This is a genomic window from Nocardia sp. CC227C, assembly GCF_030767025.1.
Classification (GTDB): Bacteria; Actinomycetota; Actinomycetes; order Mycobacteriales; family Mycobacteriaceae; genus Nocardia.
In genome coordinates, this window is record NZ_JASITE010000003.1 from 543770 (window position 1) to 558750 (window position 14981).

Consider the following 14981-nt stretch of genomic DNA (forward strand, 5'->3'; position numbering starts at 1 on the left):
ATGGCCGTCCGGATCGCGGTAGCCAACCGGCCGGGGCGCGGCTCCCGTCCCGGCCCGTTCGTCACGGGCGTCGCGCTGCTGCTGGTGGCGGCGACCTTCGTGCCGCTCGGCTACATCGTCTACACCCTGTTCGACACCGGACTGCACGAGACGGCCCGGCTCATCTTCCGGGACCGGGTCGGCGAACTGCTGCGCAACACGGTGAGCCTGGTGCTGCTCACCGTGCCGATCTGCGTGGTGCTGGGTGTCGGCCTGGCCTGGATCCTGGAGCGCACCGACGTCCCGGGGGCCGCCTGGTGGGGGCCGGTGTTCGCCGCGCCGCTGGCGGTGCCGGCCTTCGTGAACAGCTACGGCTGGGTGAGCGTGTTCCCGGGGCTGCACGGGCTCGGGGCGGGCGTGCTGATCGCCACCCTGTCGTACTTCCCGCTGGTGTACCTCCCGGCCGCCGCGACATTGCGGCGACTCGATCCGGCCGTGGAGGAGTCGGCGCGGGCGCTCGGTTCCGGGCCGGTGGCGGTCTTCGTCCGCATCGTGCTGCCGCAGTTGCGCCTGGCGGTTCTGGGCGGCGGCCTGCTCATCGCCTTGCATCTGCTCGCCGAGTACGGCGCGTTCGCCATGGTGCGGTTCGCCACCTTCACCACGGCCATCTTCGAGCAGTACCAGTCCAGTTTCGCCGGGCCCGCCGCGAGCGGCCTGGCCAGCGTGCTGGTGGTGTGCTGTCTGGTGCTGCTGGCGGGTGAGGCGACGGCCCGGGGGCAGGCTCGCTACGCCCGCATCGGCAGCGGTGCGCCGCGGGCCGCGCGGCGGGTCCGGTTGGGCGGCACCGCGATTCCGGTGCTCGCGGTACTGGCCGCGGCCGCGGTCGCCGCGCTCGGGGTGCCGCTGTGGACCATCACGCGCTGGCTCGGCAAGGGCGGTGCGGCCGTGTGGGATTGGGCCGGTATCGGCGAATCCTTGGGGCAGACGCTCGGTTTGGCGGTCGCCGCCGCCGTGATCACCACGCTGTGCGCCTTCCCGGTGGCCTGGATCGCGGTGCGCTCGGACACCGTGTTCGCGCGGCTGATCGAGGGGGCCAACTACATCACCGGTTCACTGCCGGGCATCGTCATCGCCCTGGCCATGGTGACCGTGACCATTCGCTGGCTGCCCGGCGTCTACCAGACCACCGCCATGGTGCTGGCCGCCTACACCCTGATGTTCCTGCCGCGCGCCCTGGTGAGCGTGCGCGCCGGACTCGCCCAGGTGCCGGTGGGGCTGGAGGAGGTCTCGCGGGCACTGGGCAAGTCCGCTCCCGCCACCTTCCTCCGCGTCACCCTGCGGCTCACCGCCCCCGCCGCCGCCACCTCGGCGGCTCTGGTGTTCGTGGCCGTCGCCACCGAGTTGACCGCCACCCTGCTGCTGGCCCCCATCGGCACCCGGACGCTGGCCATGCGGTTCTGGTCGCTGTCGAGCGAGCTCGACTACGCGGCCGCCGCGCCGTACGCGCTGATCATGATCCTGGTGTCGGTGCCGGTCACCTATCTGCTGTTCACCCAATCAAGGAAGGCGGCCGGTGTATGAGTCGTCTTGTCGTATCCCAGGTCTCGAAGACCTTCGGCCACACCCGGGTGCTCGACGCCATCACCCTCGACGTCGCGGACGGCAGCGCCACCGCGGTGGTGGGCGCTTCCGGCTGCGGGAAGACGACTCTGCTGCGGGTGATCGCCGGATTCGAGTCACCCGATGCGGGCACCGTCTCGGTCGGATCGGAAACCGTTGTGCGCGATGGCTTCTCGATTCCGCCCCAGCGTCGCAATATCGGCTATGTGGCCCAGGACGGCGCGCTGTTCCCGCATCTGACGGTCGGCCAGAACATCGCCTACGGGCTCAACGGCGGGCTGTCCGGCCGTCGCCGCCGCCGCGACCGGGTCGTCGAACTCCTCGACATGGTGTCGCTGGGCTCCGCCTATGCCGACCGCCGCCCGCACGAGCTCTCCGGCGGTCAGCAGCAGCGGGTGGCGCTGGCGCGGGCACTGGCCCGCAAACCCGCCGTCATGCTGCTCGACGAACCGTTCAGTGCCCTTGACACCGGACTGCGTGCCACCACCCGGCAGGCGGTCGCCGACACCCTGCGGGCCGCGGGCATGACCAGCATTCTGGTCACCCACGACCAGGAGGAAGCGCTGTCGTTCGCCGATCAGGTGGCGGTCATGCGCGCCGGACGGTTCACCCAGGTGGGCTCGCCGGAACAGGTGTACGCCGCGCCCGCCGACCTGTTCACCGCGCGCTTCCTCGGCGACTGCGTGCTGCTCGACGGCACGGTCGAATCCGGTGTCGCCCGGTGCGCCCTCGGCCGCGTACCCGTGCGCTCGGACGCGCCCAGCGGTGCGGTCATCGTGATGACACGGCCGGAACAGCTGGTGGCGCAGGTGGTGGCGGACGGTGAAGCGGGCACCGGGACGGTGCGCGCGGTGGAATTCCGCGGCGCGGACGTCATGCTCACCATCGCCCTGGACGGTGCGGCCGCGCCCATCCGGGTGCGCCGGATCAGTGTCGGCGCTCCGGTGGTGGGGGAGCGGGTGCGGCTCGAAGTGCTCGGCACGGCAGTCGCTTTCGACGCCGAACCGGATGCCGCCACCGCGACGATGCCAGCTACCGCCGCGTAATCCGAGCGGCCGCGGCGAAATTTGTGACCGGTGCCGCCGCGCCCCCTATATTGACGCGAGAACAGCGGGACCCGCCGATGCGGTCCCGCGCTCGCACGAGGGAGATCCATTGCGCACCACGCTGATCGTCACCGCCGCGGCCGCGCTGGCCATGGTTCCGGTATCGGCCGCCGCCGAAGGCCCCGGCGACAACCCGCTGCGGGTGAGCGCCGTGCACGCCGCCGATCGGTTCCCGGTCGAGGGCGTCACCGCGGATGTGAGCGACTGCCTGGGCGGTCCGGTGCTCGCGACCGTCACCACCGGTGCGGACGGCGCCGCGAGCTTCGGTGTCGCTCCCGGCTGCTACCGGGTGCAGCTCACCTCGACGCCCGCCGGGTGCACGCTCGACGGTGAGCCCGCCGTGCAGCTCGCGGTGATCCCGGGCATGGTGCAGACCGCGGACTACCGCTTCCGCTGCGCCTGATCGCGTGAACGCGGGTTCGGCCGGAACGCTCCGGCCGGATTCGGGTCCGAGCGCTCGGCTGTGCCCGTCTGCCCCCGGGCACAGTCCGCGCGTGGGATGTCGCCCACGTCGCGGTGTCCTTCGTGCGGACCGGCCGCGCGCTACTGGATGACCGCGCAGCCGCCCCCGGAGGACAGCGTGCACAGCATGGTGGAGATGGCGCGCAGCAGCGCCTCGAGCGGATTGCTGGGTACGGAAACCGGCGAAACCGTCATGGTGTCGGACCTTTCTGTCGTGGTGACAGGTCACGATTCGTGACCATGGGCTAGACCGCTCGGCACCACCGTCTTGTTACCAACGTGTGGTCGACGCGTGCGTGAATCGTGGCTGACCCCGCCGGTAAACTCGACGACGGGCAACATCACGGCAACGGGCCCGGTACACGGTTCCTGACAGCCCCGGCGACACCCGCTGTCCGTCGCGCGAGAGGCGTTCGCACCACCGATCGGGTAGGTGACGAGATGGGCGTGAAGTTCGCGTTGGCACATCCGGTGGGCGCGGGCCCGATATCGGACCTGCGCCGCTACGAGTGGACCGTCGAGGTGTCGGCCGCCTTCGTGGGCGCGATGGTCGGCGGTCTGCTGCTGATGGCTCCGCTCGATTTCGCCTGGACCAGCTCGGGTCCGTCGCTCCAGGTCGATCTGCTCGTCATGAACGTGCCGCGCGCGGCCGCCGCCGGCGCGGTGCTCGCGGTGGTGACCGCCGCCCTGGCCGTCTCGCTGGGCGTGCGCGCCGCGTGGGTGGCGGCGCTCGGCAGTGCGACGGTGCTGCTGGTGGACCACCTCCGCGATCCAGCCGCGGGCGCGGCTGCCGCGCTGACCACGGTGAACTACGTAGACTCGCTGTTCGGCGGCATGCTGCTGGGCGCGCTCGCGGTGGCGGCGCTGCGCCGACCCGCCTCCGGATACGCCTTCCTGACCGGCATCCTGTCGGCGGTCCTCATCGGCGATCTCACCGCGCTGCCCGCCGGTACCGCGTCGTCACTGGCCGAATGGGCCGCCATCGATACGCCGCCGGTCTGGCTCTTCGCCCTCGCCGTATTCGCGCTGGCGGCGGGAACCCTGTTGAACCGGCTCGAATCCCCCCTGGGCAGAACCGATTACGGTGATCTGCCGCTCGGCCCGATCGCCGCGGCGCTGCTGCTGGTCACCTCGCAGGTGGTCGCCGCGGAATGGCTTGCACGCCACTCGGATTCGTTCGCCGACACGGCGATGGCGGTTGCGGTCACCATGATCGTGGCCGTGTCGGCGGCCTTCCTGCTGCCCGCTCGCGACGGAGTACTGGTGCTGCTCGCGGTGGCCGCCGCCAATGTCGGGAGCGCGATCACCGCTGTGCCGCGCCCGGATTGGAGTATGCCCATCCCGCTGCTCGGCGTGGCCGCGGGACTGTGGGCGGGTCGCCGCTGGCCGCTGCCGTGGGCCGGGCTGTCGGCCACCGCGCCGCTCGCCGTCTTCGCGGCCCTGACCGCGGGGCGGACCGCGACCCCTGCGACGGTCATCCCGATCCTCGGCATCACCGCCCTCGCCCTGCTCGTCGGCTACTGCTTCGGCGCGGTCACGCCGAGCGCCGCGCCGAGCACGGTGCTGGCGGTGGCGGTGCTGGTGGTGCCGTGTCTGGTACTCGCCTTGCGCGGCAGCAGTTTCGGCCGGGTGGCCTATTCGCCGCGCTGGTTCCGCGACCCGGCCGACATCGCGGCGCCCGCCGCGGGCTGGACTGCCCTGGCCGTTGTCGGCTGCTGCGCGATCGGAATGTCGGCGGTGTACGCGCTGCGTCCGGCCGCTCAGCGGCCGAAGCGTCCGTCGACCCAGGCCAGCGCGGTGGGATAGGAGGCGTCCAGTACCCCGCGATGGTCCACGCCCGGATAGGCCCGGTACTCGACCGGTAGCCCCGTCAGCCGCTGCTGGGCCACCATGGCGTCGGTGGCCAGCGCCGGAACGGTGGTGTCCGCGCGGCCCTGGAGCACCAGCAGCGGTCGGGTGAAAGCCAGTGCGCTGGGGTCGTTCTCGTCGAGCACGCGGGCCAGGGCCGAGACGTCGCCGTCCCGGTCGAACACCGCGCCGGTGGGCAGCCCACCCCACTGGTCCCCGCCGCGCAACTGCCCGATGCAACCGGTATCGGCCAGCGGCAGCATGGCATCGGCGCGCGGGGTGAGGAATCGTGCCGGATCGATCGGCGCCACCGTCTGCGCACCGCGAATCACCAAGGGCAGGAAGGCTGTTGACCCAGCGGCGACCTGGCCCAGCGCCGCCGCCGCACCGACCGTCGTGGCTAGCTGCGAGGCCGTGACGCCGAGGCCCTGGTGCGAGGCGGGGGCCAGCGCCACCGCCCCCAGCAATTGCAGTTCGGGGGCCCAGGCGGCGGCCTGCGCGTTCACGAACACGGCGGCCTGACCGCCCTGCGAATGGCCCACGGCCACCCACCGGGTGCCGATGGCCGGCTCGATCTGCCTGGCGGCCAACGCCATATCGGCGACCGCGCGCTGTTCGGCCGCACCGATCAGATAGCCGTGCGGGCCGGGCGTGCCCAGCCCCTGATAGTCGGTCTGCGCCACCGCGTACCCGGCCGCCACCCACCGCGCCTGCACCTGCCGCACCAGCGAGGTGTAGTCGTGCGCCGGATAGGCGGGGGTGGTGTCGCGCGACGGCGCGCAGTCGTCGGCCACCCCGGTGGTGCCGTGCGCCCAGGAGATGAGCGGCCAGCCGCCCGGCGGTGCCTCACCCGGCGGCACGGCGACGGTGCCCGACACGGCGACCGGATTGCCGCCGAGATCGATCGACCGGTACAGCACCAGGTAGTTCCGCGCCCCGGGCACCCCGGGATCGCCGTCGATCGACCGCATCTGGATCACCGACCCGTGCGGCCCGGCCACCCGATCCTCGGCCGGGGTGTAGAACGCGAGCGGGTCCGGAGTCTCGCCCACCGCATTGCCGGTGGCGAGGGGCGCATGCAGCGCGGACACGGCCGCGACCGCCGCCATCAGTGCCGCAACCCGCCCGCCGCGCTTCCCGCGCGGGTGCGTGGTGGCGAACTCGCTGGCGGACATGCCCGCGAACATACCGTCCAGAACGCCCGGGTCGGTGATGACAAGCCGTAGCCACCAGCGACTCTGTCGAGTGTTTCCACCCACAGGTACCGCCACGCGTCCGAGCCCCGGCCTCCGGCGCGACGAGTAGATTGGCCGTATGCGGTACGCCGACTGGGGTGAGCGGTCCACGCGGTGGTCGGGAATCCACAGCGCGACAGTCGATCCAGGTGGCCTGTCGGCGCACTGTCTCATGACGGCAGGCGAGCGAACGCCGTCGGACGCCCCGGTCCATCTGCTGGTTCCCAACCCGGCGGGCAGCGCGTCGAACACGATCGACGTGCTGCCGGTGCTGCGCAGGTACGGGCGCGTGATCGCGGTGGACCTTCCCGATTCCATGACCGGGCATACGGAGGCGCGGGGGCGGCGCGCGCACGGACTCGAAGCCGACGCGATCTTCCTGCGAGACCTCACCGACGCGCTGGGCCTGGACAAGGTCGTGGTCCACGGCTGGTCGGCGGGCGGGATGGTCGCGCTGCTCTTCGCCGACCTCGCACCCGAACGCGTGGCCGGGCTGGTGCTGGTGGCACCCGCCCTGCCCCCTCCGCTCGGCGCTGGCGAGAGCCGGTGGTGGCGGACGGTCGGCAGGGCGGGATTGGCGGTGGCGCCTCCGATCGCCCGAGCGGCGCTGCGGGTCTTCGGCACTCGCCTCATCGACCGGAAACGCGCGGTGCTGTCCGATCCGGCGGCATCGGGATGGGACCTCGCGGGCGGTGACGGATCGAGGCTCTCCGCCGAAATCCGGGAACTCGCCGTAGCGGAACTCGGGACGGCCGGGCCGAGTCAATGGGGCCGTGGCATCACGGTCTTCGCGTCGATCATGTCGGCCATGTTCGTCCGGCGTCGCCCGGTACAGGACGCCATGCGGCGTACGTCGGCACCCACCCTGCTGCTGTGGGGCGACGACGACCGCCTGATCGTGCGGGCATGGATCGACGACTGGACGGCTCACCGCCCCGACTGGCAGCTGACGGTGCTCGACACGGTGGGGCACGCGCTGCCGATCGAAGTCCCGCAGCGCTACGCCGAGGCGGTCGGCGAGTGGCTGGCGGGTGCGTTCCGACGCGGGTGACGGGAACGAAAAGGCCCCCGACCGGCTATGCGCCGGTCAGGGGCCTGATCTCGATGTGCCCTCGGCAGGAATCGAACCTGCGGCCTTTTGCTCCGGAGGCAAACGCTCTATCCCCTGAGCTACGAGGGCGGGGATATGTCCGGGCGGGTGTTCCGCTCGGGCTGGGAAAGCCTATCGCATGGGTTGCCTCTCGGCCAAAAACCGGTGCGGACCGGGCGTTTCGCGACTGCCCGGTGCACGGTTCGGCTCAGGGGTAGGGGAGGGGAGTCGCGCCGCGGGCGGCGAGCATCTGGGTCATGAGGGTGACCTCGCCCGACTGGGTGCGGGCCATCTTCTCGGCGAGATCGCGGACTCCGGCGGTCTCGGCGCGTTCGACGGCGTAATCGGTCATCGGGACGCCGCCCAGATGGTGGCGCAGCATGAGCTGGAGGAACAGGACGTCCTGGGCGGTGCCGGTGGCTTGCCGGAGCGCGACCAGATCTTCCTGGGAAGCCATGCCCGGCATGGTCGGCACCGGGCCGGTGTGCTCGGGTGCGGCCTCGCCGCCGTGGCTGTGCGCGGAGCCCGGCTCGGCCATCCAGCCCATGTAACCGCCGGTCGGCAGCAGCGGCTCGCCCCACAGTTGCAGCCAGGCGTGCATGCGGCCGAGCTGATTCTGCTGGCTGGTGAGAATGTCGTAGGCCAGGCTCTTGACGGCCGGATCGTCGGATTCCGCCAGCGCGACACCGGCCATCTCGACCGCCTGCGCGTGATGCACCGACATGTCCTGGCTGAAGCCGATGTCCACGGCGTTCGGATTCGGCTCCGAGCTGCCGTCCAGGGGAATCCGCGCGAACACGCCCAGCGCGAATCCGATGAGCAGCACGCCGATCACACCCAGTACGACCAGCGCGGGGCGTTGACTCGGGCGGGCGGGAGCGGCGGATCCGGCGGGCGGGTCGTCGGCGGGCTCGCGGGGATCGCTGTGTGACAACAAGGGCGGCATCACTGTCCCGGCTCGGGCTGCGGCTGGACATCGCCGGGCGCGGCGGGCTGCTCACCCGCGGGCGCGTCGGCCGGCGCGGGGATGTTCGGAACACCCTCCGGCAGACCGGACAGACCTTCCAGGCCCTCCAGACCTTCCAGCCCCTCCAAGCCCGGGATGCCCGGCATTCCGCCGCCCAGCTCGGTGGGGTCGGTCGTGGAACCCTGCGTCGCACCCTTGCCGTCCATGCCCACCGCGCCGGAGCCCGGCGGCGCCGGATCGAAGGCGGGCGGATTCACGGTGTCGAAGGTCGGGTTGGCGCAGCTGGCGCCCACCTCCGGATAGGTGTTCTCGTTCAGGCGCAGATCCTTGATGAACCGGTCCACCCGGGCATCGTCGGCTCGGTCCACCTTCAGCTGGTGCCCCCACGCCTGTAGCGAGATCGGCTTGTCCAAGCCGGGGTAGGGCGACATGAGCATGTACGGCTGACCGTCGACCTTCTGCTTCAGCGTGTCGATGGCCCCGGCATCCACATTGTCCGGGTTGTAGGTGATCCATACCGCACCGTGTTCGAGCGAGTGCACCGCGTTCTCGGTGCGAATGGCCTTGTCGTACACCACACCGGTGCACGCCGCCCACGAACTGTCGTGCGGCCCGCCGAAGGGCGGGGCCTGGTCGTAGGCCACCCGCTGGGGCGCGGACACGTGCTGACCCGCCGGATAGTCCTTCTTGACCACGCCGTCGATGTAGGCCGACGGGTTCTTCAGCTCCTCCTGCGCGTGGTACTTCGGTACCAGGTACGCGGCGAGCGCGCCGACGAGTGCGATGATCACCACCGCGGCTCCGATGGTCGACCACGGGATATTGCGCTTGGTCGGCAGCTTCCCGCTCTTGCCTCCCTTTCGCGGCGACGTGGAGGATTTGCTCGCGGCCTTGATGGCTTTCGCCGATGTGGCGCTGGTCCTGCTCGGCATCGCTTGGTGTGCTCTTTTCGACGTGTGGACAATCAGACGGGGTGGCGACACGTCGCCGCCCCGTTTGCCGGGCGCATGCCCGCGAGGTGCCCGCTGACGGCGTTCACCTGCTCAGACCATAGGATAGTGACTCGTGACTCCAGCTGACCTTGCAGATCTCCTTCGTGCGACCGCGGCGAAGGTCCTTGTCGAACGTGGATCCGACCCTTCGGTCCTGCCCGACGAGGTCAAGGTGGAGCGTCCGCGCAACCCTGAGCACGGTGACTATGCCACGAATCTGGCCATGCAGGTAGGGAAGAAAGCGGGAATGAATCCGCGGGATTTCGCGAACCTGCTGGCCGAGGCGCTGTCGGCGGCGGAGGGCATCGAGTCCGCGGAGATCGCCGGACCGGGCTTCCTGAACATCCGGTTGGCCAAGGCCGCCCAGGGCGCGATCATCACCACGATCCTGGCCGCGGGTGCGAGCTTCGGCACGGCCGACACCCTCGCGGGCACCAAGATCAACCTGGAATTCGTTTCCGCCAACCCCACTGGACCGGTGCATCTCGGTGGCACCCGCTGGGCCGCGGTGGGCGACGCGCTGGGTCGCATCCTGGCGGCGCAGGGCGCGGAGGTCACCCGCGAGTACTACTTCAACGACAACGGCGCGCAGATCGACCGCTTCGCCAAGTCGCTGGTCGCCGCCGCGCTCGGCGAGCCCACCCCCGAGGACGGCTACGCGGGCGCGTACATCGGCGAGATCGCCGCGACCATCGTGGCGGCGCACCCCACGGCGGTCGAGCTGCCCGCCGAGCAGCGGCACGAGCTGTTCCGGCGCGAGGGCGTCGAGCTGATGTTCACGCAGATCAAGCAGTCGCTGCACGACTTCGGCACCGACTTCGACGTGTACTTCAACGAGAGCTCGCTGTTCGAGTCCGGTGCGGTGGACAAGGCGCTGGAGCGCATGAAGTCCTCGGGCAACCTGTACGAGTCCGACGGCGCCTGGTGGATCAACTCCACCGAGTACGGTGACGACAAGGACCGCGTCGTCATCAAGAGCGACGGCACGTCGGCCTATATCGGCGGCGATATCGCCTATCTGGAGAACAAGCTGGCGCGCGGGTTCGACCTGTGCATCTACATGCTCGGGGCCGACCACCACGGCTACATCGGCCGCCTGAAGGCCGTCGCCGCCACGCTCGGCGAGAACCCCGACGTGGTCGAGGTGCTCATCGGCCAGATGGTGAACCTGCTCAAAGACGGTGCGGCCGTGAAGATGTCGAAGCGGGCGGGCACCGTGGTCACGCTGGAGGACCTGGTCGACGCCATCGGCGTGGACGCCGCCCGCTACTCGCTCATGCGGTCGTCGGTGAACACCGGCATCGATATCGACATCAACCTGTGGACCAAGCAGGACAGCGTCAACCCGGTGTACTACGTGCAGTACGCGCACGCCCGCACCTGCCGCATCATCGACAATGCCAAGGCATTCGACTTCGATTCGGTGACACCGGATTTCGGCCTGATGTCGGCCGAGCGCGAGGGCCAGCTGATCCGTACCCTCGGCGAGTACCCGCGGGTGGTGGCCACTGCCGCCGAGATGCGCGAACCGCATCGGGTGGTGCGCTACCTGGAGGAGCTCGCCGGGGCCTACCACCCCTTCCAGTCCGACGACGACATGCGCGTGCTGCCCAAGGGCGACGAGCCCGTCTCGCCGCGCCACGCCGCCCGCCTCGAACTGGTCAAAGCCACCAACCAAGTCCTCGCCAACGGCCTCGGCCTGCTAGGCGTATCTGCCCCGGAGCGTATGTAGATGAGTGCCCACCCCGCCGGACCCCGCCACGCGGACATCCCGCACGCGCCGAACCTGCCGGAGCGCCCGACCGCGGCCCGGCAGCTGATCGAGCTGCCCGCGAACGTGTGGCCGCGCAACGCCACCCGCGACGCCGACGGCGTGGTGCGGCTGGCGGGCGTACCCGTGCACGAGCTGGCCGCCGAATTCGGCACCCCGCTGTTCGTCATCGATGAGGACGACTTCCGGTCCCGCTGCCGGGATATGGTGCGTGCCTTCGGTGACAACGCCAAGGTGCACTACGCCTCCAAGGCGTTCCTGTGCGGTGAGATCGCGCGCTGGATTCGCGACGAGGGCCTGTCGCTGGACGTGTGCTCCGGCGGCGAGCTCGCGGTGGCGCTGCGCGCCGGTTTCCCCGCCGACCGAATCGCCTTGCACGGCAACAACAAATCCGTGCCTGAACTGGAGGCCGCGGTGCGCGCCGGGATCGGCCACGTGGTGCTGGACTCGCTCATCGAGATCGAGCGGCTGGAAGCGGTGGCCAAGAGCGCGGGCGTGGTGCAGGACGTGCTGGTGCGCCTCACCGTCGGCGTGGAAGCCCATACCCACGAATACATCTCGACCGCGCACGAGGATCAGAAGTTCGGCTTCTCGGTCGCCAGCGGCGACGCCATGCAGGCCATCGCTCGCGTCTTCGAGTCCTCGCACCTGCGCATGGTCGGCCTGCACAGCCACATCGGCTCGCAGATCTTCGACATCGACGGCTTCGAGATCTCCACCCGGCGCATGCTCGGGGTGCTGCGCGAGGCCGTGGACAAGTTCGGGGCCGACCGCGCCGCGCAGATAAGCATTCTGGATCTCGGTGGCGGCCTGGGTATCTCGTACCTGCCGCACGACGATCCGCCCGCGCTGGACGAGTTCGCCGCCAAGCTGGACCACATCGTCACCGAGGAGGCGGCGCACGCCGGGCTGCCGAAGCCGACCATCGCGGTCGAACCGGGCCGGGCCATCGCCGGACCGGGCACCGTGACGCTCTACGAGGTCGGCACCATCAAGGACGTCACCCTCGACGGGGGCAACCGCCGCCGCTACGTCTCGGTGGACGGCGGCATGAGCGACAACATCCGTCCCGCGCTGTATCAGGCCGAGTACGACTGCCGATTGGTCTCGCGTGCCAGCGATTCCACCGCCGTCGTGGCTCGTGTGGTCGGAAAGCATTGCGAGAGTGGGGATATCGTCATTCGCGATACCTGGATGCCCGCCGACGTGGGTCCGGGCGATCTCATCGCGGTGGCCGCGACGGGCGCGTACTGCTATTCGATGTCGAGTCGCTACAACATGCTCACCCGGCCCGCCGTGGTGGCGGTGCGGGACGGCATGGCGCGCTTGATTCTCCGCCGGGAGACGGTGGAGGACCTACTCAGCTTGGAGGTGCAATGAACGAGGTATCGCGCAGCGATTCGGTGAGAAACGGCGTGTGGGGGACGGACCACCCGATCGGTGTCGCGGTGCTCGGCATGGGCACCGTCGGCACCGAGGTCGTGCGCATCCTGCGCGATCACGCCGACGACATCTGCAACCGGGTCGGCGCACCCGTGGTGCTGCGCGGGGTGTCCGTGCGCGACCTCGGCAAGGACCGCGGCCTGCCCGCCGAGCTGCTGACCACCGACTCCGAGGCCCTGGTCACCCGCGACGACGTGGATATCGTCGTCGAGCTCATGGGCGGCATCGACCCGGCCCGCGCGCTGATCAAGCAGGCCCTGGACGCGGGCAAATCCGTGATCACCGCCAACAAGGCCCTGCTCGCCGACTACACCGGCGAACTCGCCGCCGCGGCCGAGAACAGCCGCGCCGACCTGTACTTCGAGGCCGCCGTCGCCGGAGCCATCCCGGTGATGCGCCCGCTCATCCAGTCGCTGTCCGGTGACCGGGTGAACCGCGTGGTGGGCATCGTCAACGGCACCACCAACTTCATCCTCTCCGCCATGGCCGAGACCGGCGCGGACTACCACGACGTGCTCGCCGAGGCCACCCGCCTGGGCTACGCCGAGGCCGATCCGACCGCCGACGTGGAGGGCTTCGACGCCGCCGCCAAGGCCGCAATCCTCGCCTCGGTGGCCTTCCACACCCGCGTGACCTCCGCCGATGTCTACCGCGAGGGCATCTCCAAGATCACCGCGGAGGATCTGGAGACCGCCGACGCCGTCGGCTGCACCGTGAAGCTGCTCGCCATCTGCGAGCGCGTGGTGGAGGGACCGGAAGAGGGCGGCAAGGAGAGCGTCTCGGTGCGCGTCTACCCGGCCCTCATTCCGCGCAAGCACCCGCTCGCGGCGGTGAACGAGGCGTTCAACGCCGTGGTGGTGGAGGCCGAGAACGCCGGCCGCCTGATGTTCTACGGCCAGGGCGCGGGCGGCGCGCCGACCGCTTCGGCCGTCATGGGCGATCTGGTGATGGCGGCGCGCAACAAGTTCTTCGGTGGCCGCGCGCCGGGCGAATCGGTTTATGCTGAGCTGCCGATCGCACCGATCGGCGACACCCCCACCCGTTACCACGTGAACCTGCAGGTCGCCGATCGCACCGGCGTTCTCGAGGCGGTGGCGGGTGAATTCGCCAAGCATGGCGTCAGCATCTCGACGGTCCGCCAGGAGGGACACGACGAGGGCGCGCGCCTGGTCGTGGTGACCCACCACGCACAGGAGTCGGCACTGGCCGATACCGTTGCCGCGTTGGCCGAGCTGGACTCCGTCACATCCGTGACCAGTGTTCTGAGATTGGAAGGCACCGAGGAATGAGTACGACTGCGCGGGCTGCTGCCGCGGCGAGCCGCGAATCGAGTGCCGCGGCGAGCCGCGAATCGAGTGCCGCGGCGAGCCGCGAATCGAGGTCGGCTACCCCGTGGCCCGGTCTGATCGACGCGTACCGGGATCGGCTCCCGGTGCCCGCCGATTGGGAGGCGGTCACGCTGTTCGAGGGCGGCACCCCGCTGGTGCCCGCGCATCACCTCTCCCAGCTGACCGGCTGTGAGGTGTACCTCAAGGTCGAGGGCCTCAACCCGACCGGTTCCTTCAAGGACCGCGGCATGACCATGGCGATGACCGACGCCAAGTACTCCGGGAAGAAGGCAGTGCTCTGCGCCTCCACCGGTAACACCTCGGCCTCGGCCGCCGCCTACGCCACCCGCGCGGGCCTGCGCTGCGCGGTGCTCATCCCGCAGGGCAAGATCGCCATGGGCAAGCTGGCCCAGGCGGTCATGCTGGGCGCGGACATCATCCAGATCGAGGGCAACTTCGACGACTGCCTGGAGCTGGCCCGCAAGGTCACCTCCGACTTCCCCGAGGTCGGGCTGGTGAACTCGGTCAACCCGGCCCGCATCGAGGGGCAGAAGACCGCCGCCTTCGAGATCGTCGACGCGCTGGGCAAGGCGCCCGATGTGCACGTGCTGCCGGTGGGCAATGCGGGCAACATCACCGCCTACTGGAAGGGCTACAGCGAGTACCACGCCGACGGCATCATCTCCGCTCGCCCGCGCATGCTGGGCGTGCAGGCCGCCGGGGCGGCGCCGCTGGTGAACGGGGCTCCGGTGCGCGATCCGGAGACCGTCGCCACCGCCATCCGGATCGGCGCGCCCGCCTCCTGGAACGGCGCGATGAACGCCAAGGCGGAGTCCGGCGGCGCCTTCCGCGCGGCCACCGACGAGGAGATCCTGGAGGCGTACCGCCTGGTCGCCGCCACCGAGGGGGTGTTCGTGGAGCCCGCCTCCGCCGCCTCCGTGGCCGGTCTGCTCGCCGCCCGCAAGGATGGCTGGCTGGACGCCGGCCTGACCGTGGTGTGCACGGTGACCGGCAACGGCCTCAAGGACCCCGACAACGCCCTCAAGGGCATGCCGGAGGTCACACCGATCGCGGTCGACCCGGTTGCGGTGGCCCACGAGCTCGAGCTGGCCTGAGTTGAGTTCGCGCGAAGGTCAAGTG

The 14981-nt window shown here is 70.4% G+C and carries 12 protein-coding genes and 1 tRNA gene; 9 read left to right on the plus strand and 4 right to left on the minus strand.

Annotated elements, in window-relative coordinates:
* The 4 genes from QMO76_RS08360 to QMO76_RS08375 all read left to right on the plus strand — a co-directional run bounded on the left by QMO76_RS08360 (nucleotide 1) and on the right by QMO76_RS08375 (nucleotide 4973).
* The gene (locus QMO76_RS08360; RefSeq protein WP_306360601.1) at nucleotides 1-1560 is read left to right on the plus strand and encodes an iron ABC transporter permease; all 1560 of its coding nucleotides are present in this window, start codon (nucleotides 1-3) and stop codon (nucleotides 1558-1560) included.
* Nucleotides 1557-2645, plus strand: a complete 1089-nt coding sequence (locus tag QMO76_RS08365) for an ABC transporter ATP-binding protein (RefSeq protein WP_306360602.1) — start codon at nucleotides 1557-1559, stop codon at nucleotides 2643-2645. Before QMO76_RS08360 ends, QMO76_RS08365 begins: the two co-directional genes overlap by 4 nt.
* A 109-nt stretch (nucleotides 2646-2754) precedes the next feature.
* Complete coding sequence (locus QMO76_RS08370) at nucleotides 2755-3108, plus strand: prealbumin-like fold domain-containing protein (RefSeq protein WP_306360603.1); 354 nt, start codon at nucleotides 2755-2757, stop codon at nucleotides 3106-3108.
* Nucleotides 3109-3608: 500 nt separating this feature from the next.
* Complete coding sequence (locus QMO76_RS08375; protein ID WP_306360604.1) at nucleotides 3609-4973, plus strand: hypothetical protein; 1365 nt, start codon at nucleotides 3609-3611, stop codon at nucleotides 4971-4973.
* Here the strand turns inward: QMO76_RS08375 and QMO76_RS08380 are convergent.
* Nucleotides 4928-6190 carry a S9 family peptidase gene (locus tag QMO76_RS08380; protein WP_306360605.1) on the minus strand — a complete coding sequence of 421 codons (1263 nt, stop codon included), beginning with the start codon at nucleotides 6188-6190 and terminating at the stop codon, nucleotides 4928-4930. The genes QMO76_RS08375 and QMO76_RS08380 overlap by 46 nt on opposite strands.
* Before the next feature lie 139 nt (nucleotides 6191-6329).
* Between QMO76_RS08380 and QMO76_RS08385 the strand changes: the two genes are divergently transcribed.
* Entirely contained in the window at nucleotides 6330-7301 is a 972-nt protein-coding gene (locus tag QMO76_RS08385) for an alpha/beta fold hydrolase (protein WP_306360606.1), read from the plus strand.
* Between the two features lie 56 nt (nucleotides 7302-7357).
* On the opposite strand, the gene QMO76_RS08390 is transcribed toward QMO76_RS08385, so the two are convergent.
* From QMO76_RS08390 to QMO76_RS08400, 3 genes are all read right to left on the minus strand, one after another.
* Nucleotides 7358-7430, minus strand: a tRNA-Arg gene (locus QMO76_RS08390).
* A gap of 118 nt (nucleotides 7431-7548) precedes the next feature.
* Nucleotides 7549-8274: a DUF305 domain-containing protein gene (locus tag QMO76_RS08395; protein WP_306360652.1), complete on the minus strand. Its 726-nt coding sequence runs from the start codon at nucleotides 8272-8274 to the stop codon at nucleotides 7549-7551.
* Nucleotides 8275-8285: 11 nt separating this feature from the next.
* Entirely contained in the window at nucleotides 8286-9239 is a 954-nt protein-coding gene (locus QMO76_RS08400; RefSeq protein WP_306360607.1) for a DUF3105 domain-containing protein, read from the minus strand.
* A 133-nt stretch (nucleotides 9240-9372) separates the two neighbouring features.
* On the opposite strand from QMO76_RS08400, the gene argS reads away from it, so the two are divergent.
* Genes argS through thrC form a run of 4 tightly spaced genes read left to right on the plus strand, consistent with a single transcriptional unit; the run spans nucleotide 9373 to nucleotide 14956 of the window.
* On the plus strand, nucleotides 9373-11031 hold the full coding sequence (gene argS, locus QMO76_RS08405) for an arginine--tRNA ligase (RefSeq protein WP_306360608.1): 1659 nt from the start codon (nucleotides 9373-9375) through the stop codon (nucleotides 11029-11031).
* On the plus strand, nucleotides 11032-12450 hold the full coding sequence (gene lysA, locus QMO76_RS08410; protein ID WP_306360609.1) for a diaminopimelate decarboxylase: 1419 nt from the start codon (nucleotides 11032-11034) through the stop codon (nucleotides 12448-12450).
* Nucleotides 12447-13802 carry a homoserine dehydrogenase gene (locus tag QMO76_RS08415; protein WP_306360610.1) on the plus strand — a complete coding sequence of 452 codons (1356 nt, stop codon included), beginning with the start codon at nucleotides 12447-12449 and terminating at the stop codon, nucleotides 13800-13802. Before lysA ends, QMO76_RS08415 begins: the two co-directional genes overlap by 4 nt.
* The gene (gene thrC / locus QMO76_RS08420) at nucleotides 13799-14956 is read left to right on the plus strand and encodes a threonine synthase (protein WP_306360611.1); all 1158 of its coding nucleotides are present in this window, start codon (nucleotides 13799-13801) and stop codon (nucleotides 14954-14956) included. Before QMO76_RS08415 ends, thrC begins: the two co-directional genes overlap by 4 nt.
* Nucleotides 14957-14981: the final 25 nt, after the last annotated feature.